The following is a 20690-nucleotide window of genomic DNA, read 5'->3' on the forward strand; positions in this document are numbered from 1 at the left end:
TTATTCCTTAAGCATAGATGAATTGGGTGCCGAGTCCAGTGCTTTTGCGCAAAAAACGTGCATTAAATGATGTTTTGGTCGGTTTGAAAGGCTAAAGGCAGGTGCGAGGTCGGCCTAGGATAGGCCGACCTTTTGGGTAGTTTTTTAGAGCTGCTTGCGAGCCTGGGCAATAGCGGCTCTTACCTGTGCCGGGGCGGTGCCACCAATGTGATCGCGGGCGGCGACGGAGCCCTCTAGGGTTAGTACCTCAAATACGTCGTCGCCGATGGTATCGGAGAACTGTTGCAGCTCGTCTAAGCTCATCTCTGATAGGTCTTTGTTGGTTTCTATGCCGTAGGCGACGGACTTACCTACCACTTCGTGAGCATCGCGAAACGGCATGCCTTTGCGCACCAAGTAGTCGGCCAAATCGGTGGCAGTCGAGAAGCCGCGGCGCGCGGCCTCGTACATGCTGTCTTTGCGCGAGCGAATGGCCGGCACCATGTCGGCAAAGGCGCGCAGGCAGTCTTTAACGGTGTCCACGGCATCAAACAGCGGTTCTTTGTCTTCTTGGTTGTCCTTGTTGTAGGCCAACGGTTGCGACTTCATCAGGGTAAGCAAGGCGACTAAATGGCCGTTGACCCGGCCGGTTTTACCGCGTACCAGCTCGGGTACGTCGGGGTTTTTCTTTTGCGGCATAATCGATGAGCCGGTGCAAAAGCGATCGGGCATATCGATAAAGTTAAACTGCGCGCTGGTCCAGAGCACTAACTCCTCGCTGGCGCGGGATAAATGCGTCAGCAAAATACTGGCAAACGCGCAAAATTCGATGGCAAAGTCGCGGTCGGAGACCGAGTCCAGCGAGTTGGCGGTGGGTTTATCAAAGCCCAGCAGCTCGGCTGTTAAGGCGCGGTCAATGGGGTAAGTGGTACCCGCCAGCGCGGCGGCGCCGAGGGGCGACTGGTTTAAGCGCGCGCGGCAATCGGCCAACCGGCTGGCATCGCGCACCAGCATTTCGTACCAAGCCAACAGATGGTGGCCAAAAGTCACGGGCTGTGCGGTTTGCAGGTGGGTAAAGCCCGGCATGATGGTGTCGGCTTCGCGCTCGGCCAGCTCTAAAATGCCGCTTTGCAGACGTTTGAGTTCGCTGGCAATCAAGTCAATCTGGTCGCGAACATACAAGCGAATGTCAGTGGCGACCTGGTCGTTGCGCGAGCGGCCAGTGTGCAGTTTCTTACCGGTAATGCCGATTTTTTGCGTCAGTGCCGCCTCAATGTTCATATGTACATCTTCAAGCTTAACTGACCACTCAAAGTTGCCGGCGCTAATGTCGGCGCGAATTTCCTCGAGCCCCTCAATGATTTGCGTTTTTTCGTCGGCGGTGAGTACGCCGACCTTCTCGAGCATGGTAGCGTGGGCGATAGAACCGTTAATGTCCTGCTGGTAGAGGCGCCAGTCAAAGCCGACCGAGGCGGTAAAACGCTCGACAAAGGCATCGGTGGGTTCGGTAAAACGGCCGCCCCAGGATTGGTTGGTCTGTTCGTTATCGCTCATAGTCTGTCTCGCGGTTAAATTTGGTATTTTGCGCCAGCCGGACCGGTGGCGCGATGGCGCGCCCGACGGGCCTGTCTGTGCTGAGGTACACTAAGGCAAAATAACACTGGCGCTGCATCTTAGTGGCGGCATTATAGCCTATGGAAAAATTGGCAGTAAGGTGGCAGTAGGGGATTGCTATGGGGAAACCGGCGAGACAAGCGCACACGGAGCTTAACCAGGACGATTTAAAGCTGCTACCTAACCTGTGCAGTATAGAAGCACTGTTTATGCTGGTGGTGGCGGCCGAGCTGTTGGCGGTGCTGCTTAGTGTGGCCAGCCAAGGGTTGGCGAATTTAAGCTGGGCGCATTTAGGGCTGGTCTCGGCACTGGTGCTCTGGATAACCTTGGGCAGCGCTGCGTTGGTCTGTGCCGCTCGCGCCATGCTGGAGCGTTTGCCGCCAATCGTTTCATGGTTGTTGGTGTACACCGTTACTTTGCTGTGTACTGGCTTCTTTTCTGCTTTTGGGCAGTGGGTACTTAAAGGCCTTGGCCGCGGCTTTATCGACTGGTGGCAAGTGGCGTCCCACGTGTTAATCGCGGCGATTATCGCGGGTATGCTGTTGCGTTACTTGTTTTTGCTACAGCGTTTGCGGGCACAGCAGCAGGCGGAGTTGCGCGCGCGTATTCAGGCGCTGCAATCGCGGATTGAGCCACACTTTTTGTTCAACAGCATGAACAGTATTGCCAGCTTAATCGCCACTGATCCCGATTTGGCCGAGCGCCTGGTGGAGGATCTGGCCGATTTATTTCGCGCCGCCTTAGCGCAAACCAGTATGGTCAGTGCCGAGCGCGAGTTGGCGTTAACCCGCGCGTACCTGCGCATTGAGCAGTTGCGCTTAGGCGAGCGGCTACAGCTAAACTGGGATGTACAAACGCCACCGGCGGACCTAGAGTTACCCAATTTGTTGCTGCAACCGCTGGTTGAAAACGCCATTTATCACGGTGCCGAGAATAATCGCAGCGGTGGTGAGGTGCGAGTTCGCTTTGAGAGTGATGATACCGGCGCGCACTTAATGGTCCGCAATAGCATCGCGCCCGAGTCTGCCGCGAGTCTCCGCCCTGGGCATAAAATGGGGCTCGATAATGTGCGCCACCGCTTGCAGGCATTTTATGGCACAAGCGCGCACTTGACGGTAGAAGAGCTGGCGGGCGAGTTTTCTGTGAGTATTCACATTGCCGCTGCCCAGCGTCGTTCCGCTTTAGGCAATACGAATAAAAAAGTTTAGTGATGGTGCCTCTATGTTAGACGTGTTAATTGTCGATGATGAGCCGTTAGCCCGAGCGCGGCTAGAGCGAATGATCGATCAGCTGAGCGGTTACCAAGTGAGCGCCGCGGCGGCCGACGGTGAATTGGCATTGGCGGCGGTGGTCCAATACGACCCGGATATAGTGCTGATGGACATTCACATGCCCGGTAGCGACGGTTTGAGTGCTGCGCGGGCTATTAGTGAGCTGGACGACCCTCCCGCCATTATTTTTTGTACCGCCTTTGGCGAGCACGCACTGGAAGCTTTTGCGACGACGGCGGTGGGTTACTTGCTCAAGCCGGTACGTCGCGAGCAGCTTGAGGCGGCGCTGGCGAAGGTAACCCAGCTAAACAAAATGCAGCGTGCCGCGGCGCGGGGGGCGAGTACACGCACCAGCATTACCGCCAAAACTCACCGTGGCATAGAGCGCATTGCGCTAAATGACATTCGCTATTTTTTGGCCGATCAAAAATACGTTACGGTCTACCACACGGGTGGTGAGCACCTGTTAGATACCACGCTGAAAGAGCTGGAGCAGGAGCTGGGCGACCAGCTGTTAAGGGTGCACCGCAATGCGCTGGTGTCGGTGCGTCATATTCAGGCGTTAGAGCGTTGCCCGGATGGCGGTTTACAGGTGCGTTTGGCCGATACCAAAACGGCACCAGCCGTTAGCCGACGCCACGCCAGCGATGTTAAGGCGGTATTGCAGCAGTTGTAGCGGCCGGTTTAGCCGGAGTTGGCGTTGTTCCGGGGGCCTAATAGGCACGGTCGGCGCGCTAAATAGTTATGTGGCAGTTTGATTTGCTATCATGGTGGCCGCGTTAAATTCCAGCCAATACTGAGAGTGATATGAGTCCAAGCTCCCGCACCATTAAAATTGCCACACGCAAAAGCTTGCTTGCCCTGTGGCAAGCGGAGTATGTCAAAGCCGAATTGTTGCGCCACCACCCAACCATTAAGGTCGAGTTGCTACCCATAAAAAGCCGCGGCGATAAAATTTTAGATGTCCCGTTGGCCAAAGTCGGCGGCAAAGGGTTGTTTGTGAAAGAGCTAGAGCAAGCCATGCTGGACGGCTCGGCCGATATTGCCGTGCACTCGATGAAAGATGTCCCGATGGAGTTTCCAGACGGCTTGGGCCTGCCGGTTATTTGCCCGCGTGAAGACCCTCGCGACGCCTTTGTCAGTAACGACTACCGCGATTTAGACTCGCTGCCCGCCGGCAGTATTGTCGGCACCTCAAGCCTGCGTCGTCAGTGTCAGTTATTGGCGCAACGACCCGATCTAACCGTAAATTTCTTGCGTGGCAATGTACAAACTCGTTTGGCTAAGCTCGATGCCGGTGAGTTTGATGCGATTATTTTGGCCAGCGCTGGCTTGTTGCGCCTCGAGCTAAAAGAGCGCATTACCAGCTATTTAAGCCCCGAACAGTGCTTGCCGGCGGGCGGCCAAGGGGCCGTGGGGATCGAGTGCCGCAGCGATGATGCCGAGCTAATTGAGCTGCTGGCGCCCCTGCACGACTCACTCACGGCCGAGCGTGTGAATGCGGAGCGCGCCATGAACCGTCGTTTAGAGGGCGGGTGCCAAGTGCCTATTGGCTGCTACGCCGAGCACCAAGGCGACCAGCTGTGGCTGCGTGGGCTCGTGGGTGCGGTGGATGGCAGCACGATGTTGCACGATGAGATCACCGGCCCCGTGGCCGAGGCCGAGGCCATGGGCATCACGTTGGCCGAGCGCTTATTGGCCGCAGGCGCCGACCGTATTTTGGCTGAGGTTTACGGCCGCGACATTAAATGAGCATTAACCTGTGAGTGAATGGCGCGTACTTATTACCCGGCCCGAGCCGCAGGCGAGTTTGTGGCAAGCGCGCTTGGGCGAGGCCGGTTTGGCCAGCGTTGTGGTGCCGGTAATGGTTATCGCGGCGGTTAGCGACCCGACGAGGCGCGAGCGCGTAAAACAGCTTATTCTTAATGTTGATCACTATCAAAAGGCCATTTTCGTCAGCCGCAATGCGGTGACGCACGCCTGTGAGTGGCTCGATGCCTATTGGCCTCAGCTTCCGGTCGGTATTGAGTATTTTGCTGTTGGCAGCGCCACCGCCAGGCAGCTCGCCCACGTCGATATTAAGGTAACGGCCCTCGGCGGCGAAGATTCCGCCATGAACAGTGAAGCGCTGCTGGCCGATCCGGCCCTGCAGCAGGTGGCCGGTGAAAAAGTCGTGATTTTTCGCGGTGTGGGTGGTCGCGATGTGTTGGCGGCCACCTTGCGCGAGCGCGGTGCTCGTGTCGATTACTGCGAGCTGTACCATCGCGAGTTGCCCGCTGAGGCCGAAAAACAGTTATTACAGGCCTTGGCGCCGGCTGCGCGAGCGCACGATATTGTGACGGTGCATAGTGGCGAAAGCCTGCAAAATTTAACCGCGTTGCTTGAGCCACACGCCGCGCTGGCCGATTATGCCCGCACCCGACCTCTACTGGTGCCCGGCGAGCGGGTGGCTGGGCTTGCCCGCAAGGCGGGGTTTAATCACTTGTTAGTGGCCCACAATGCCAGCGACAATGCTATGTTAGAGACGTTACAACGCTATATTGATACCCACTGAGGGGTGAGATACCGCTGAGCGAGCCTCGGCGACTAAATACCAACGGCTGAGGGCTGAGCGCGTCACCCCTTAGAGAGTGCGAGTTATTTCAGGAGAAGTTCATGGCGCAAGATGATTCGCAAGACAACGAGAAACTCCCCGTAGTCGGTGCTAGCGATAGCGGGCCGGAAACGTCCGAGCCCGATGCGGCGGCGAAAAGTGCCGCCACTGACAAACCCAGCGATAAAAATGCGTCAACTGGCAAGGCCAACACCACACCGCCCCCCAAGGCTAAAGTGAAGCCTGCCGCAAAAGCGCCGCGCCGTTCGGCACTGGCGGTATTTTGTCTGTTACTGATTGTAGTCCTCGCCGCCGCGGGCGGTTGGTTTGGTTGGCAAATGTGGCGACAATTGACACATCTTGAGGCCGAATTGGCGGCCAGCGAGCCCGCTGTAACTAAGGCGTTTGACCCCTCGGCGATTAATCGCGAGGTGAATACGGTTAAGCGCCAATTGGGGCAACAAAATGAGCGGTTAAAGCAGTTGCAAGCCGAGCGCAGTGATACCTCAAAAATAAACAACTTAGCCACTCAGCTGGCGGCCATGGAGCGTCGCCTACAAGCCTTTAGTGACACCTCGTGGGATGACTGGAAGCTGGCTGAGGCAGCGTTTTTGTTACGCTTGGCAAGTCAGCGGATGCTGATTGAACACAACAGCTCTGAGGCTATCGCCTTAACCCAGGCGGCGGATAATATTCTGCGCGACCAACAAGATCCCGATTTATTTGGTGTGCGGCAAACCTTGGCGCGCGAGCTAACCGAATTAAAAATGGTGCAGCCAGTCGATCGCGAAGGCTTGTACTCGCGGCTGCAGGCGCTAACGGAGCAAGTTGATACCTTGAACCAACTGCAGGGGTATCAGCGCGAATCTATTGGTCCCGATGCGGCTATTACCGCGGAGTCAGAGTCACAGGGCGTTTGGCAAAAAGTAAAAGCAAGCTTTAGTCGCGCCTTTAGCACTCTGGGTAGTTATATTCGGGTGCGCGATCGCGAGCAAAAAATCGCCCCTTTACTGCCGCCCGAGCAACGCTACTTTTTAACGCAAAATTTGCGCTTGATGTTAGAGCAGGCGCAGCTTGGTTTGCTGCGCGAACAGCCGCGGGTTTATCACCAGAGCCTTGAAAAATCGCAACAGTGGGTCAAAGAGTATTTTGAGCAAGACAACCGCTCGAAAGTTATGATCGATGAGCTTGCGCAATTGCAGCAAGAGCCCATTGTGGTCGAGCTGCCCGACATTAACCAGGCACTGGGCCAGTTGCAGGCTTATATCCAAAAGCTGCATAAAATAGAGGCGGGTGGTACGCCATGAAAAGACGCTTAATTATACTGCTGCTGGTTATGGTTGCCGGCGCGTTGCTGTTTCAGCTTATGCGTCACGATGGCGGCTATATATTGATTGCCTATGGCCATAAAACCATTGAGATGAGCGCCTGGACCGGCCTGGTTATTTTGGCGCTGTGTTTTTGGGTGTTCTGGCTGTTGTTGCGTTTGCTTAGTGCCGGTCGTCGCGCGGGAAAGTTGTTTACGCGTAATAATAAATTCTCGAGCCGGGCGCAATCAAAAACCATGGCGGCATTGGTGGACTTTATTGAGGGGGACTGGACGGCTGCGCGAAAAAAATTACTGCGCAGCGCGAGTAAGTCAGTCAGCCCGCAAGTGAACTATTTGGCGGCGGCACGTTGCGCTTACGAGTTAAAAGACTTCTCTGGGGCACTTGATTTGTTGCATAAAGCCGAGCGCTCGCGCGGTAGCAGTGAACTGGCGGTGGCGCTAACCCAGGCGCGTATGCAGCTTGGCAGTCAACGTTACGAGCAATGTTTAGCGACGCTTAACCGCATTAAGCGCACCGCCCCAGAGCATCCGGTGGTACTCGATTTATTAGCGGATGTTTACTTGGCGCTGGATGATATCGACGCGCTGGAGCAATTGTTGCCGAGTTTACGGCAATTAAAAATTCGCCTGCCAGAGTCGATGCGCAAGCTGGAAGTCGTGGTCTACGCTCGGCAGCTGGCTCTTAGCAGTCGTGCCGCCCGGCAGTTGGCGACGGCGCCCGACGCCAGTAAGGCCGAGTTGGATGCCGTGTGGCAGCGTATGGGTAAAAGTTTACAGAAAGAGCCCGACTTAATCGCCGTGTATGCGTTTGAGTTGCACCGTTTAGGGTTTGACCAAGAGGCGGAACCGCGCTTAGTGACGGCGCTAAAAGGCGAGTGGCGCAGCGAATGGGTGGCACTTTACGGCGAACTTGACGGCGCTAACGTCGAGGCGCAAATTAAAATGGCCAGCACCTGGTTGCCCCAGCATGATGCCGATGCGGTATTGCTTTGCACCCTGGGTAAGCTGAGTTTACGCAATAGCTTGTGGGGCCAGGCACGGGATTATTTTAAAGCCAGCCTCGATATTGCCCCAACTGCCGAAGTTTACGAGTTACAGGCGCGCCTGTTGCAACAGCTGGGTGAGGTTGAGGCGAGCAACGCTTTGTATCGCGAAGGGCTGGAGTTTAGTGCCCGGCGTGCGTCGCTGCTCGCTCTACCTGGCAATAAGCCGTGCCTAGAGGGCGGAAATAAAGATAACAGTAAAAAAAGCCTTGGTAAGTTGTGAGTGTATGGTGAGCCCTGATGAGCAAGCCGGTGACAACCCGGTGCCGTTTAACTTGATGGGGGATATCCCCGCAGAACTTACCGATGAGTTAACGCAAACCTTGTGCAACAGTGCGTCGCTGCGAATCGAGCGTATCGTCTCTAAAGGGCATGCTAGCGAGTCGGAGTTTTGGTACGAGCAAGATGAGCATGAATGGGTGGTGTTGCTCAGTGGCGGCGCGGTGTTGCAGTGGAGCGATGGAAGCTTTCAGAGTTTAGCGCCGGGCGATTATGTGCTGATTCCCGCTGGCACCCGCCATCGGTTAGAGGGCACTTTGGCTGATGAGCTAAGCATTTGGCTCGCGGTATTTTTTACTGACTGTTAAGCCGACGCCACGTCTTTGGGGGCAAAGTGAGGAGCCGAGGAGATTTTGCCCACCTGTGGCGTAATACGGACTGCGGCTGCTGTTATCTTGCCAAAGGCTTTGCTGGTAAGCCCAAAAGCTGCGGTGCGTGCACCAGTACCCAGAGGGCGAGCAAATCGTACACGCCGTGCCAAACCATCACCAATACGAGGCTTTGGCTTAGCTGATAAGCGGCGCCCAGCAGTAGCCCCATGGCGAGCGCCAAAACAAAATAAATCCATGACATAAAGTGCAGTAGCGCAAAGATCAGTGATGCGGCTATTAGGCCGACCCACATATTGCTGTAGCTGCTAATAAATGGCTGCAAAAAAGCCCGAAAAACCAACTCCTCGCCAATTCCCGCCAGAGCCGAGATCAATACCAGCTGCCACAACGCTAACCGAGCGAATAATGGTTGTAAGCGGCCAAGGGTAGCCAGTGTATTACGCTGCATAACTTTGCTGTAACGGTTTATGCCTGCGAGAAGAGCGTAGGTCACGAGAGCCGCGATTAAGCCCCAAAGCCAGGCAGCCGGGCCCAGCTTGCCGAGCTGGGATGTTGGTTGGGGCAGTTGTTTTAGCAGTATGAATCCCAGACCTAGAAGCCCAGCTTGCAGGCCGACAATGGTTTGAAAGGGCGGCATATCTGGGTGCTTCATGGGGCTTTCCTTTGTTTGGCTCGCTTAAAGGGCGATTGGCTAACATCTTTGCGTATACGTCAGCGTTATTCTACCTTACAAGAGTTGCCACTTATTGGCGGTGACGGCTTATACAGCACGGGAGGTTACGAGCCATGCGCACTGGAATAACCGCTTTAATCGTTATATTCGTCTTTGCTACATCGGCCTGCGGGGGCGGGGGCTCTGACGCCGGACCCGGTGATAGCACTAGCAGCCAGCGCTCATCCAGTAGTGAAGCCAGCGCCACCAGCAGTTCGTCCAGCTCGGCGGATGCCACCAGTTCGTCGAGTTTATCCAGCTCGGTCAGTTCTTCGATTGCTTCCAGCTTGTCGAGTTCGTCTAGCTCAATCAGCTCGTCTATCTCCTCCAGTTTGTCGAGCTCTTCTAGCTCTTCGGTGGCGACTAGTTCGTCGAGTTCATCAAGTAGTGTTGCCAGTTCTAGCTCTAGTGCGGGATCGATCAGCGGCCTGGACGTGCGGCCCGCTAACAACCAATGTCTTGCCGGTCCGGCACCGACACAAAGTGCCGAGGTGGAGTTAACACGCGCTTACCCCTCCCTCAGCTTTGACCGTCCGGTTGCCATGGTGCAAAAACCCAGCGACAGCAGTGAGTGGTACTTACTAGAGCAGGCCGGCCGTATTATGCGTTTTGCCAACAATAATGACACTGGCAGTGCTGAGGTGTTTGCCGATCTGCGCGAGCGCGTTAATGATAGTGCGAATGAGTCGGGTATGTTGTCTATGGCATTCCATCCAGATTATGCCGACAACGGTGAGGTTTTTTTATATTACCAAACTGATGAGCCAGGCAGTGACGACTGCTGTGTCAGTCAGTTAGTGCGCTATACCGTCAATGCTAATGGCGATCAATTAGATACCAGTTCTGCCGAGGTTTTGTTGAGTTTTACCGCGCCTTACAACGCCAAAAATCATTTTGGTGGCCATTTAGGTTTTGATGCCGCCGGACTTTTGTATCTAAGTATTGGCGATGGCGGTTCGTCGGGCGACCCGGACAACCGCGCGCAAAATACCGCCAATATCTGGGGCAGTATGATCCGTATCGATGTGGATGGTAGTGCGCCTTATGCGATACCGGCCGACAACCCGTTTGCCGAACAGTCTGATTTTTTATGCAACACTGATGCGCAAATGCAAAGCAAGCAAGCCGCCGACGGCGCGTGTCCCGAATTGTACGCATGGGGTTTGCGCAACCCTTGGCGCTGGTCATTTGACCGCGCTAACGGTGAGATTTGGTTGGCCGATGTCGGGCAGGGCAGCTGGGAGGAGGTAAACCGTATTCAGCGTGGTGGCAATTATGGCTGGCGCATTCGCGAGGGCGCACACTGTTATAACCCGTCCAGCGGTTGCGATACGACCGGGCTGATTGACCCTGTCGCTGAAGTGCCGCAACCGGAGTTTCAGTCTATTACTGGCGGCTATCGTTATCGCGGCAGTGATATTCCGGGGCTTACCGGGCGCTATGTGTTTAGTGACTTTGTTACCGGGCCGCTTTACTCTTTGGTCAATAACGGTCAAGGCGGTTGGTCCGTCGACCCACTGATTGCCGATACCGGGCTCAGTATTGCGGCCTTTGCCGAAGATCAAAACGGCGAGCTTTATGCGCTCAGCTTTGGGGGCGGTATCTATCGGCTTGCCCTTGGCGCTCAGCAAAGCAATAACGCCCCCGAGCAATACTTATCGGCAACCGGATGCGTCGATCCGGCGGACCCACAAACGCCCGCCGAGGGCTTAGTGCCCTATCAAGTGCGCGCGCCTTTTTGGTCTGACGGCGCGACTAAACAGCGTTGGTTGGCATTGCCTAACAATGCACAAATAAGTGTCGATGCCGAACAAGACTGGCACTTGCCGGTGGGTTCGGTACTGGTTAAGAACTTTTATCTAGCCGGTGCACCGATTGAGACCCGTTTGTTTAAACACCACGACAATGGCGAGTGGGCAGGTTACAGCTATGCGTGGAATGATGATGGGACCGATGCTGAGTTAATCGTCGGTGGCGCCGAGCAGTTGCGCGCCGGGCAGTCGTGGATTTACCCCAGCGCGACGCAATGCTTGCAATGCCACACTGAGGCGGCCGGATTTAGCCTTGGCTTGCAAACTGCGCAGTTAAACTCTTCCATTATTTATCCCAGTACGGGAAGAACCGCCAATCAGCTGGCAACGTTAGAAACGGTTGGTATGCTGGCTGCAACCGACAATTCGGCGCCGTTAGCCGATCCTATGGACCAAGCTTTACCGGTCGATGATCGGGCGCGCGCGTATTTGCATACCAACTGCGCGCAATGCCATCAGCCAGGTGGCAACACTAATGTCGCCATAGATTTACGAGCCACCAGAGCATTAGCGGATATGAGTATTTGCAATGCCCCGCCGCAAAATGGCGAATTAGGCATTAGCGATGCGCGTTTGGTGGTACCCGGCGATGCCGATAGGTCGGTCTTGCTGGCGCGTATCGCGTTACGTGACCACGCACAACAAATGCCGCCGATCGGCAGCAACTTAGTGGATGAATCTGGTGTGGCGTTGTTGCGCGAGTGGATTGACGGTTTGCGCACTTGTGAATAATTTATTTTAGTGCCCGCCACCGTAAAAAATTAAGCGATTTACCCATTTTTTACACTGTGGGTAAATCGTTTAAGGTTTAAATATCTTACTCTGTTCGGTTGCTTAATACCCCGCGTCTAGCCTTCAGAATATAGCCCTTCTCCTTGCGTGCGCGTTAATCAACCCGCCGGTTGACTTGTGCGCCCTGTCGCTAGAATCTTTCTTTACGTCTTTTAGTGCGCCATGTTTTTCCAACGAAGTTCATAAATGTGATTTCTATCTCTGATTGTCGGCGTTAAGGGCGGGATGATGACGCTCGAAATGAAAACGGTTTCATATTTGATGGGCCCGTTTACTTTCGCAGGAAGGGCATTGTGATAAATAGTTTTGTCGTGCATGCGCCTTTTATTGGCGATTATCGAGCCATAACAAAAACATTTATGCCAAAAAAGAATCGAGCTTTGAGATGTGCCCACTCTCTGGTTCGAGACATTTGCTCTTCGATAACATTAATAACGATCTCTCATTGGAGGAGACCATGATAAATATCCTGATAAGGCCCCGCTGGCAGGCAGCGCTTGCGGCCACGCTCATGTTTAGTGCGAGTGTCGCGGTACAGGCTAATACGGTTAGCGGTAACAACAATACCACGGCGGATCTTTCGATCCAGAACGACTGGGGCGGCGGCTATTGCGCCTCGGTCTCAATTTACAATGCGGGTAGCGTCGCCGTGAGTTCCTGGCAGGTGACATTAAACGCAAACGATTCCGATATTGGCAATTTATGGAATGGTAACTTAAGTGGCGATAGCGTAACGGCCATGCCGTACAACGCCCAGATTGCCGCTGGTGGCAGTGTGTCGTTTGGCTTTTGCGCTAACGCCACTGGCAGTAACTATTTGCCTAGGCTCGCCGAGCTACGTGTCGAGGGAGGAGCAGACAGCTCAAGCTCGGCATCAAGTACCAGTTCCAGCAGCTCATCGAGCTCCAGCAGTTTGTCCAGCTCGTCGCTCTCCTCAAGCAGCTCTGTCGCTAGCTCGTCCTCCTCTAGCTCAAGCACAGGTGATGTGATTCCCAACGCCTCAAGTAACGGTTGGCCCTATTGTCGCACCGCCGATTCTGATCCGGATGGCGATGGTTGGGGCTGGGAAAACAGTTACTCTTGTATTGTCTTTGCCTCGGCTGCGGACCCCGGCGCTGGGGACTTTCCCTACTGCCAGATCGGTGAGGCGCAAACGACACTGTGTAGCAGCGATAACGGTAGTTGGGGTGTGGAAGGCGGTGAGGCTTGCTTATCGCAGAGTATGTGCCCGGGTATGAGTGATAACACCCAAAGCGCCATGCGCGACGAGCCGGTAAACCCCAATGCCGACCTACCGACTCGTGCGGTTTATAGTTATCTGCAGTCAATTTGGGGTAACCATATGCTCTCTGGGCAAATGGACCAAACGTGGCAAGACGCCATCGATCAATTTGACCGTGTGCAAAACGATACCGGTCGTGCGCCCGCGATGATGGGCTACGACTTTATGAACTACGGTTTGTATTGGAATGGTATTTCGGGGCTGACGCAAACCGAAGAGGCGATCGAGCACTGGAACTTAGGTGGGCTGGTTAGCTTTACGTGGCACTGGCGCGATCCGAATGCGGCCGAAGGGGTAATCGGTGAGTTTTATACAGAAGACACCGACTTTACTATCCCTATTAATAATGGCGAGCTTGATACCAGTAGCGCGAGCTTTGCTAACATTGACGCGGATGTGGCAATGATTGCCGCCGAGCTGCAAACGTTAGAAGACGCCGGCGTTTCTGTGTTGTGGCGTCCGCTGCACGAGGCATCGGGTGGTTGGTTTTGGTGGGGCCGCACCGATCGCACCGACGACATTCCTCCAGCCTATGCGCAAGTTGTGCTGTGGCGTTACTTGTACGATCGCCTGACTAATCACTATGGTTTGGATAATTTGATTTGGGTGTGGAACGGTCAAAGTGGCGCTTGGTACCCTGGTGACAATTACGTTGATATTGTCAGTGTTGATATTTACGACGGTAGTCAAAACTACGAGTCGCAAGCCGGTGCCTATGAGCTAACCAAAAACTACCCGCACGAATCTAAAATGGTGGCATTGAGTGAAAACAGTAACATTCCTGACCCGGATGCAATGGCTGCTGACAATGCGTGGTGGTTATTCTTTATGGTGTGGAACGACAGTGACACGGCTGAGGGGGTGACCAGCTCATCGAACTTTTGGACCGGTGAGTATTTCAATACCAACGCCCATAAAAATCATGTATACAATCACGACCTTGTGATTACGTTGGATGAGTTGCCCGAGTTTCCATAGTGGTGATTTTTTAGAGTGATTAAGCCCGCCTAGTGCGGGCTTTTTTATGGTCACCTCTATTCTTTAACGATAAGGTTTATGCATCTGAAAATAACGCAAAAACTTCTGCGCCGGTCATATCGTGGGTTTTGTTGGCAAAAGTATAATAGCTGGGCTTTTCATCAATAAACACCTGATGATCAAAAACCAAGTTATCGATGGGCTCGAAGATGCCTGCTGATACTAAATGTAAGTTGTTGGGCTTTAGGCGATAAAATAAATGGCTGCCGCAGTTTTTGCAAAAGGCGCGCTCGGCCCACTCGGATGAATTAAACCGGGCAAGGTTATCTTCTCCATTAATAGTTAACGCTTCGCCGCATTCAACTACCAAGAGTGGTCCACCGGCCCATTTGCGACACATGTTGCAATGGCAGGCACCGACACTGGTTTTTACCGTGTTGGCGTGGATAGTTACCGCGCCGCAAAGGCAGCTACCGGTTGCTTCTGTTGTATTGGACGTGTTCATTGCTGGCTCCCGTGAGGTTATTAACAGGAGTAAATATAGCAGTAAATGATGTGAGGGGAGGTACATGTGTCATCGGGAGAAAAGCAGAGGCAGGCGAATTAACACTGCCTCTGCATTGCGATCGTTTAGTATTGGCAGGAGTCCGGTGCATTAGCAACAAAGTACGACTTATAGTTTTTGGCTGTTTTATCCATACAGCCTTTCAGGTTTAGTAGCTTAACCGAGCGAAACTCGATAGGCGCGCTCTCGGCTTGCAGAGCGAGATAACCATTACTTAAAAGTGTTCCGTCGTCTAATTGCATGCCAGAGTAGCGAATCACTTCTTCGCCCTCGACCCGGTGAATCGCCAATTCATTGCCGTGCACTTCAAGTTCGGCGCTTACCCAGCGGTCGCCATGGTAGGTTTTACTAGTGGACTCAATAATATGGTCGGTGCGCAGCTCGCCATTGTAAACCGCATTGGTGCCTGGTGTGACTAAGTTTGATGTGTGGCGCTCATCAGTGCCGTTGCCCCCGAGTAACTGAACTTCCATACACGCGGGGTAGCCCTGCTCGCGAGCCATGCTTTGGGGCGACTGCGCGTGGTACATAATGCCGTTGTTGCGCCAAGCCCAGTCGGGTGCGCCCTCGGCTTGCTCGCCAACAAAACGGTACTCCACTTTAACTTTATAATAAGAGAGTGGCTCGTTATAAAAGATATGGCCGTTGCGGCCTTCAAAGGTGTCGTACTCATCGTAGCTAACCACCAACTTTCCGTCTTTTACTTGAAATGTGTTTAGCGCGTTTTCACCCATTGGGTAGCCGGCTATTTTAATCGTCCAGTTGTCTAAATCCTTGCCGTTGAATATGTTTTGCCACTGTTCAGTATTGGCTGTGTTTGCTGGTGTCGTGTTCGTATGAGAGCAGCCAGCGGTGACTGCGGCGGCACTGATGAAAATAGCTAGGGCGGTAAGCTTGGGCATGTTGTTCTCCGTTATGGTTGTTATTGGGGTGCCTTTAATAAGGTCGCTTTCATTTTTTGGTGAGAAAATTTTATAGGATAACCGCTGTAGGCGCGAGTGCAGCGACGTGATGCTCGGCACTATTGGCGCGGTTTTACAGATACTTACACTCTGTGTGTGCTTTTGCGTGAAATGGCGGCGATGGTTCGGTGGTGCAGCGCCGTAAATGCGGCTTGCCGTTCAATATAAGTGTTTTATATACGCTGGAATATCGGGTATATGGTGAGCTTTACCGTACAGTTTAAGGGCGGGGTAGTACTCTGCTTTTAGCTGAATAGTTGCGGCGACCTCCTCACCAAAATAGTCGGCGATAAACGCCAGAGTCATATCCATGCCTGCCGATACGCCCGCCGAAGACCAAATATTACCATCCTTGACGAAGCGCTCTTCGACTACCTCGACGCTAGTGTCTTGCTTTAAGTGCTCCATAAATGCCCAGTGCGTGGTGGCTTTTTTACCTTGCAATAAGCCCGCCTGCTGCATTAAGTACATTCCCGTGCATATCGATAGCACCGAGTGGCAGCGCGTACCAGCGCTACGTATAAAGGCGATGGCGGCGTCATCCTGAGCTGCTGTGCGGGCGCCACTGCCACCTGGCACAATCAATATGTCCGGTAGCTCTGCTGCGCTTATGTGCATGTCAGCACTAAAACGCATACCGTGCTCGCCGCTGGGTGTCATGCTGTTAAGCGATATCAGCTTGGGCGATTCGCATAAGCCCATTTCCGCCAGCAGCCCAACCAACTCCCACGATCCGACTAAGTCCAGCTCTTCGACTTTGTCGTAGATAATAAAGTGTATTTTCATGGTTGCAGCCCTCGAGCCAATTTGTTCTATTTGGGATTGCCGTTTACAGGTTTTCTGGCAGTGGGTTGGGGCGGTACTCAGATGATAGTAGGGTATAAACGGCATGATCCTCATATCGATCATAAAGCCACTCGCAGTCGCGCAGCGTGGCTTCGTGTAAAAAGCCTAATCGCTCTGGGATGGCGCGGCTTTTATGGTTGTGCTCGGCACAGTGTATTTCTATTTTATGCAGGTTGCGCTCGTAAAACCCGATGTTTAATAGCGTGCTAACACATTGAGTCATTATGCCATTGCCGGTAAAAGGCGCTATAAGCCAATAGCCAATGGTGCCAATCTTATTCTTTGTGTCCAACTTATTAAAACCACATACGCCGCACAGTTGACCTTCAGAAAATATTGCAAAATGTTGGCTTAGGCCTTTTGCAAATTGCTGTGTTATGCACTGCAAAAATATCTCGCTATCGGCCGGTGTGGTAGTGTCCTCGACCCACGACATCCAGGTTCTGAGGTAGTGCCGGTTGGTGTCCACCACCGTGAAAAGTACTTGAGCGTCTGAGTCTTGTAGCGGCTTCATGGTGAGGGAAGCGCTAAGGCTGATATCCACCCTAAGCCTCAATTAATTGGCGTATGGTTTTTAAGTCTTTTTCGACCAGTCGAACATCCTCGTTAAGCTGTGCCTCTGACATATTGTTGATTTGAAATAGGGTAAACATCAATACGCAGCCATTGCCATTTTTTATCACCCGCATTGGGTTGCTAAGTATAGCGCCAGATGAAAAGCGAATGCGGTGATCCAGAACGCCAAACGAATTGCTCGGCGCAAACTGAATTTCGGTAGGGCCGTCAGGGGTTTGTGCCTGCCACGTGTCGGCATCAGCGGTGGCCGTGACAGAGGTAAAAAAAGGTACCCAGCGGGGCAGGTTGTGGGCATCGCGCACAAAGTGATAAACCGTGTCGGCGGGCGCATCAATGACCACCGAGAGTGTCTCTATTTTCATAGTCAACATCCTGTAGTTTGGCTTGCGTACGTTATAATGCCTCGTCCGCTTTGCGTAAATCAAGGGTAGTCTGGTTTCTGCCGTTATTAAAGAAAACTGTCAGAGGATGCCAGCCTCTTTCATGTGGAGCTTGGCTTATGATCGGATCGACTGATTGCTAAGATTATGGCATCTGCGAGCTAGGCCTCAGAACAATCGCGGCCAACTCGGTAAGCTGGCGCTCAAACCAGTAGGGCTTATAGCGCAATGACTCAAATCGTTAAATTAATACCGATGGCTCTCCTGCTGGCTGTGATCGGCGCCTGCAGCAGTGTCGAGTCCAAAAGCCCCGAGCATTTAATCGGCTATGTGGAGCGTGGTAAAGCCTCGTTTTACGCCGCTAAATTTCAGTTGCGAAAAACTGCCAGCGGCGAGCGTTTTAACCAACTGGCAAAAACTGCCGCTCATAAAACTCTGCCATTTGGCACCAAGGTTAAAGTGACCAATCTTGCCAATGGTGATTCCGTTCTGGTTAAAGTCAATGATCGCGGGCCTTTTATTAAAGGTCGCATTATTGATTTATCGCGCTCGGCGTTTACCGCTATTGCGGATGCCCATGTGGGCGTGGTCGATGTTAAGCTTGAGGTTGTTCGGTGAGTGTGTAAGCCGCTAGGTGATGGCATTAGTCTCGAGTAATAAAAATATCCCATTGTTAGCTGTGGTGGCCAGATAGAGTTTTTGGGGCCAATGAGGCGCCACAGCTAGCAATTAAATCCCCACAAAAAAGCCCGCAAAAAGCGGGCTCTTACACAATCCTAGCGTTGCAAAAATCCGTGCGTTATTTGCGCATGCCCTTGCCCGTAGCGGCCCAGTACAAACCACCATAAATATGCTCTAAAAACATTTTATCGCTGAAGGTTGAAGGCAGGTGACCGAGGCCGGTGTAAAAGGCGCGGCCGCCGTCGTATTCGTGGTACCAAGCGATAGGGTGAAAGTCGCCCATACCTTTACCCGCTACGCGACCCCAGTCGGCGACCGGATTGTAGGTGCTTTCGTCCAACGAGAGAATATAGTTTAAGCCGTCGATGCGCTCGGCGCCAAACTCGTAGAATTCGTCGGTCCAGAGGAAGGTGTCGGGCATGCGTTCAACACCTGGGAACTTACGGTCGATAACGTCCACTTCAGCGGTTTGAATGGTAGGGTGAATATGGAAGGTGCGACCTACCATTTTTGTGTACCAGTCCCAGTCGTATTCGGTATCGGAGGCGCTGTGAATACCGACAAAGCCTTTGCCCGATTGAATAAAGCGCTCCATGGCGGCTTGCTGTTCATCGTTAAGGATGTCGGCCGTGGTGTTTAAAAATACGATGGCATCAAAGTTCTTGAGCTTGTCGTCGGCAAAAACGTCGGCCATTTCTTGCCAATCAAGGGTAAAGTGGTGGCGCTCGGCCATGTCGTACATAGCATCCACACCGGCGTTGATGGACTTGTGGTGCCAGCCGGCGGTTTTGGTAAACAGTAGTACGTTGAACTGTTCGGCGAGTGCCGGCAACGCGGCGAAGGTAAGGCTGGCGAGTAATGCCAACCGAGCTGTGAGCTTATGCATAGTCTGTTCCGCTATTGTTATTGGTTGGTGTTGATCGTTGTTATAGGCACTGGAATAACCCCAGAGCAACCGTGTGGCTTGTGTGTGTAATACTTGATAATCGGCTTTAATACCGTTGGTATAGCCTGCTAGTAACCTTAAACGCCGCTGCTGTGACTGACAAGCGCCAGCCACAAGCTTAGCAATTTTTTACCTGATTGGCGGGTGGTTGGGCTAGCGGCTTTACTCGATACCGAGAGAATCCCACAGTTGGTCGACCCGGGCTTTGACGTTCTCGTCCATCACAATAGGCTCGCCCCATTCGCGATCAGTTTCGCCGGGCCATTTGTTGGTGGCATCCATCCCCATTTTAGAGCCAAGGCCAGAAACCGGTGAGGCAAAATCGAGGTAATCGATCGGGGTGTTTTCAATCAAGGTGGTGTCGCGCGCCGGGTCCATGCGGGTGGTGATTGCCCAGATGACGTCTTTCCAATCGCGGGCGTTAACGTCGTCGTCGGTGACGATAACAAATTTGGTGTACATAAACTGCCGCAAAAAAGACCAAACGCCCATCATCACCCGTTTGGCGTGGCCGGGATACTGCTTCTTCATAGTGACCACAGCCATACGATACGAGCAGCCTTCGGGCGGCAGGTAAAAATCCACAATCTCGGGAAACTGTTTTTGCAACAGTGGGATAAACACTTCATTGAGTGCCACGCCTAAAACCGCCGGTTCATCCGGGGGCCGGCCGGTATAGGTGCTGTGGTAGATAGGGTCTTTGCGGTGGGTAATGCGGGTGACGGTAAACACCGGAAAGGTGTCCACCTCGTTATAGTAGCCGGTGTGGTCGCCGTAGGGGCCTTCGGGCGCGGTGTCGTCGGGGGCGATGTGGCCCTCTAAAATAAACTCGGCCGAGGCGGGCACTTGCAGCTCGTTGCTGCCGGCTTTGACGACCTCGGTTTTGCTGCCACGCAACAGCCCGGCAAACGCGTACTCGCTTAAGCTGTCTGGCACCGGGGTAACTGCGCCTAAAATAGTGGCGGGGTCGGCGCCGAGGGCGACGGCCACGGGGAAGGGCTCGCCGGGGTGCTCTTGTTGCCACTCGCGAAAATCCAGCGCGCCACCGCGGTGGCTTAACCAGCGCATAATCAGCCGGTTTTTAGCGATTTTTTGCATGCGGTAGATACCGAGGTTTTGCCGCTCTTTCAGCGGGCCTCGGGTAATAACCAGCGGCCAGGTAATAAGCGGCGCCGCGTCGCCGGGCCAGCAGGTTTGTATCGGCAGTAGGTCTAAGTCGATAGCATCGCCTTCAAGCACCACTTCTTGGCAGGGCGCTTTTTTGAGCACCTTGGGGGCCATATTAAGCACTTGTTTAAAAATTGGCAGCGATTGCCACGCCTCTTTTAGACCTTTTGGGGGCTCGGGCTCTTTTAAAAAGGCCAGCAGTTTACCCACCTCGCGTAGCGCGGCGACTGAGTCTTCCCCCATGCCCAGCGCTACTCGCTCGGGGGTGCCAAACAAATTACCCAGCACCGGAATCGTGTAGCCTTTAGGGTTTTCAAACAATAGCGCTGGGCCACCGGCGCGCAGGGTGCGGTCGCAAATTTCGGTCATCTCGAGGTTGGGGTCTACTTCGGCGCTGATGCGCTTTAGTTCGCCACGTGCTTCGAGCTGTTGAATAAAATCGCGAAGGTCGCTGTACTTCATGGTAAATCCGGGGTGCGGTTGACGGGATACGGTGAGCAGAAAGTATAACGAAAAACGGGGAACATTTTACGTTCCCCGTTTGCCGTCAG

20 protein-coding genes are annotated in these 20690 nt (G+C 53.5%); 10 read left to right on the forward strand and 10 right to left on the reverse strand.

The window, feature by feature from the left end; genetic code table 11:
* Positions 1-144: 144 nt before the first annotated feature.
* Positions 145-1533: an argininosuccinate lyase gene (gene argH / locus ACGHAD_RS01405; RefSeq protein WP_382416693.1), complete on the reverse strand. Its 1389-nt coding sequence runs from the start codon at positions 1531-1533 to the stop codon at positions 145-147.
* 179 nt (positions 1534-1712) lie between these two features.
* Between argH and ACGHAD_RS01410 the strand changes: the two genes are divergently transcribed.
* The 7 genes from ACGHAD_RS01410 to ACGHAD_RS01440 all read left to right on the forward strand — a co-directional run bounded on the left by ACGHAD_RS01410 (position 1713) and on the right by ACGHAD_RS01440 (position 8417).
* Positions 1713-2801, forward strand: a complete 1089-nt coding sequence (locus ACGHAD_RS01410; protein ID WP_382416695.1) for a sensor histidine kinase — start codon at positions 1713-1715, stop codon at positions 2799-2801.
* A gap of 13 nt (positions 2802-2814) precedes the next feature.
* Positions 2815-3540: a LytTR family DNA-binding domain-containing protein gene (locus tag ACGHAD_RS01415; protein WP_339617025.1), complete on the forward strand. Its 726-nt coding sequence runs from the start codon at positions 2815-2817 to the stop codon at positions 3538-3540.
* A 131-nt stretch (positions 3541-3671) separates the two neighbouring features.
* Complete coding sequence (hemC, locus tag ACGHAD_RS01420) at positions 3672-4616, forward strand: hydroxymethylbilane synthase (RefSeq protein ID WP_339617026.1); 945 nt, start codon at positions 3672-3674, stop codon at positions 4614-4616.
* 10 nt (positions 4617-4626) lie between these two features.
* On the forward strand, positions 4627-5418 hold the full coding sequence (locus ACGHAD_RS01425; RefSeq protein ID WP_339617027.1) for a uroporphyrinogen-III synthase: 792 nt from the start codon (positions 4627-4629) through the stop codon (positions 5416-5418).
* Positions 5419-5519: 101 nt separating this feature from the next.
* On the forward strand, positions 5520-6764 hold the full coding sequence (locus ACGHAD_RS01430; protein ID WP_382416698.1) for a uroporphyrinogen-III C-methyltransferase: 1245 nt from the start codon (positions 5520-5522) through the stop codon (positions 6762-6764).
* Positions 6761-8053: a heme biosynthesis HemY N-terminal domain-containing protein gene (locus ACGHAD_RS01435; protein WP_382416700.1), complete on the forward strand. Its 1293-nt coding sequence runs from the start codon at positions 6761-6763 to the stop codon at positions 8051-8053. Before ACGHAD_RS01430 ends, ACGHAD_RS01435 begins: the two co-directional genes overlap by 4 nt.
* A gap of 4 nt (positions 8054-8057) precedes the next feature.
* On the forward strand, positions 8058-8417 hold the full coding sequence (locus tag ACGHAD_RS01440; protein WP_382416702.1) for a cupin domain-containing protein: 360 nt from the start codon (positions 8058-8060) through the stop codon (positions 8415-8417).
* Positions 8418-8499: 82 nt separating this feature from the next.
* On the opposite strand, the gene ACGHAD_RS01445 is transcribed toward ACGHAD_RS01440, so the two are convergent.
* Together ACGHAD_RS01445 and ACGHAD_RS01450 are read right to left on the reverse strand one after the other, a co-directional pair.
* On the reverse strand, positions 8500-9093 hold the full coding sequence (locus ACGHAD_RS01445) for a CPBP family intramembrane glutamic endopeptidase (RefSeq protein ID WP_382416704.1): 594 nt from the start codon (positions 9091-9093) through the stop codon (positions 8500-8502).
* 91 nt (positions 9094-9184) lie between these two features.
* The gene (locus ACGHAD_RS01450) at positions 9185-9604 is read right to left on the reverse strand and encodes a hypothetical protein (protein WP_382416706.1); all 420 of its coding nucleotides are present in this window, start codon (positions 9602-9604) and stop codon (positions 9185-9187) included.
* A gap of 40 nt (positions 9605-9644) precedes the next feature.
* On the opposite strand from ACGHAD_RS01450, the gene ACGHAD_RS01455 reads away from it, so the two are divergent.
* Both ACGHAD_RS01455 and ACGHAD_RS01460 read left to right on the forward strand, forming a co-directional pair.
* Positions 9645-11696, forward strand: coding sequence for a PQQ-dependent sugar dehydrogenase (locus tag ACGHAD_RS01455; protein WP_382416708.1), 2052 nt, complete (start codon positions 9645-9647; stop codon positions 11694-11696).
* A 517-nt stretch (positions 11697-12213) separates the two neighbouring features.
* Entirely contained in the window at positions 12214-14016 is a 1803-nt protein-coding gene (locus ACGHAD_RS01460; RefSeq protein ID WP_382416710.1) for a glycosyl hydrolase, read from the forward strand.
* A 76-nt stretch (positions 14017-14092) separates the two neighbouring features.
* On the opposite strand, the gene ACGHAD_RS01465 is transcribed toward ACGHAD_RS01460, so the two are convergent.
* From ACGHAD_RS01465 to ACGHAD_RS01485, 5 genes are all read right to left on the reverse strand, one after another.
* Entirely contained in the window at positions 14093-14521 is a 429-nt protein-coding gene (locus tag ACGHAD_RS01465) for a GFA family protein (RefSeq protein WP_382416712.1), read from the reverse strand.
* A 125-nt stretch (positions 14522-14646) separates the two neighbouring features.
* Positions 14647-15483, reverse strand: coding sequence for a DUF1080 domain-containing protein (locus ACGHAD_RS01470; protein WP_382416714.1), 837 nt, complete (start codon positions 15481-15483; stop codon positions 14647-14649).
* A gap of 219 nt (positions 15484-15702) precedes the next feature.
* The gene (locus ACGHAD_RS01475; RefSeq protein ID WP_339617036.1) at positions 15703-16329 is read right to left on the reverse strand and encodes a DJ-1/PfpI family protein; all 627 of its coding nucleotides are present in this window, start codon (positions 16327-16329) and stop codon (positions 15703-15705) included.
* Between the two features lie 43 nt (positions 16330-16372).
* Positions 16373-16903 carry a GNAT family protein gene (locus tag ACGHAD_RS01480; protein WP_339617037.1) on the reverse strand — a complete coding sequence of 177 codons (531 nt, stop codon included), beginning with the start codon at positions 16901-16903 and terminating at the stop codon, positions 16373-16375.
* A 31-nt stretch (positions 16904-16934) separates the two neighbouring features.
* Positions 16935-17327, reverse strand: coding sequence for an SRPBCC family protein (locus tag ACGHAD_RS01485; RefSeq protein ID WP_382416717.1), 393 nt, complete (start codon positions 17325-17327; stop codon positions 16935-16937).
* 246 nt (positions 17328-17573) lie between these two features.
* Between ACGHAD_RS01485 and ACGHAD_RS01490 the strand changes: the two genes are divergently transcribed.
* Positions 17574-17963 carry a septal ring lytic transglycosylase RlpA family protein gene (locus tag ACGHAD_RS01490; RefSeq protein WP_382416719.1) on the forward strand — a complete coding sequence of 130 codons (390 nt, stop codon included), beginning with the start codon at positions 17574-17576 and terminating at the stop codon, positions 17961-17963.
* Positions 17964-18144: 181 nt separating this feature from the next.
* Here ACGHAD_RS01490 and ACGHAD_RS01495 read toward each other — a convergent pair whose 3' ends face one another.
* A complete protein-coding gene (locus tag ACGHAD_RS01495) occupies positions 18145-18912 on the reverse strand; it encodes a ThuA domain-containing protein (protein WP_339617040.1) in 768 nt (255 codons plus the stop codon).
* 222 nt (positions 18913-19134) lie between these two features.
* Positions 19135-20601 carry a 4-hydroxy-3-polyprenylbenzoate decarboxylase gene (ubiD, locus tag ACGHAD_RS01500; RefSeq protein ID WP_382416721.1) on the reverse strand — a complete coding sequence of 489 codons (1467 nt, stop codon included), beginning with the start codon at positions 20599-20601 and terminating at the stop codon, positions 19135-19137.
* Positions 20602-20690 lie beyond the last annotated feature (89 nt).

It is taken from the genome of Gilvimarinus japonicus (assembly GCF_042847215.1).
In the GTDB taxonomy this organism is placed as follows: Bacteria; Pseudomonadota; Gammaproteobacteria; order Pseudomonadales; family Cellvibrionaceae; genus Gilvimarinus; species Gilvimarinus japonicus.

Bases quoted from the DNA above. Each gene is read 5' to 3' on its own strand.
- ACGHAD_RS01485 (WP_382416717.1), bottom strand. From the start codon at position 17,327: ATGAAAATAGAGACACTCTCGGTGGTCATTGATGCGCCCGCCGACACG.
- ACGHAD_RS01490 (WP_382416719.1), top strand. From the start codon at position 17,574: ATGACTCAAATCGTTAAATTAATACCGATGGCTCTCCTGCTGGCTGTG.
- ACGHAD_RS01495 (WP_339617040.1), bottom strand. From the start codon at position 18,912: ATGCATAAGCTCACAGCTCGGTTGGCATTACTCGCCAGCCTTACCTTC.
- ACGHAD_RS01410 (WP_382416695.1), top strand. From the start codon at position 1,713: ATGGGGAAACCGGCGAGACAAGCGCACACGGAGCTTAACCAGGACGAT.
- ACGHAD_RS01430 (WP_382416698.1), top strand. From the start codon at position 5,520: ATGGCGCAAGATGATTCGCAAGACAACGAGAAACTCCCCGTAGTCGGT.
- ACGHAD_RS01480 (WP_339617037.1), bottom strand. From the start codon at position 16,903: ATGAAGCCGCTACAAGACTCAGACGCTCAAGTACTTTTCACGGTGGTG.
- ubiD (WP_382416721.1), bottom strand. From the start codon at position 20,601: ATGAAGTACAGCGACCTTCGCGATTTTATTCAACAGCTCGAAGCACGT.
- ACGHAD_RS01470 (WP_382416714.1), bottom strand. From the start codon at position 15,483: ATGCCCAAGCTTACCGCCCTAGCTATTTTCATCAGTGCCGCCGCAGTC.
- hemC (WP_339617026.1), top strand. From the start codon at position 3,672: ATGAGTCCAAGCTCCCGCACCATTAAAATTGCCACACGCAAAAGCTTG.
- ACGHAD_RS01440 (WP_382416702.1), top strand. From the start codon at position 8,058: ATGGTGAGCCCTGATGAGCAAGCCGGTGACAACCCGGTGCCGTTTAAC.
- ACGHAD_RS01460 (WP_382416710.1), top strand. From the start codon at position 12,214: ATGATAAATATCCTGATAAGGCCCCGCTGGCAGGCAGCGCTTGCGGCC.
- ACGHAD_RS01415 (WP_339617025.1), top strand. From the start codon at position 2,815: ATGTTAGACGTGTTAATTGTCGATGATGAGCCGTTAGCCCGAGCGCGG.
- ACGHAD_RS01465 (WP_382416712.1), bottom strand. From the start codon at position 14,521: ATGAACACGTCCAATACAACAGAAGCAACCGGTAGCTGCCTTTGCGGC.
- ACGHAD_RS01475 (WP_339617036.1), bottom strand. From the start codon at position 16,329: ATGAAAATACACTTTATTATCTACGACAAAGTCGAAGAGCTGGACTTA.
- ACGHAD_RS01435 (WP_382416700.1), top strand. From the start codon at position 6,761: ATGAAAAGACGCTTAATTATACTGCTGCTGGTTATGGTTGCCGGCGCG.
- argH (WP_382416693.1), bottom strand. From the start codon at position 1,533: ATGAGCGATAACGAACAGACCAACCAATCCTGGGGCGGCCGTTTTACC.
- ACGHAD_RS01445 (WP_382416704.1), bottom strand. From the start codon at position 9,093: ATGAAGCACCCAGATATGCCGCCCTTTCAAACCATTGTCGGCCTGCAA.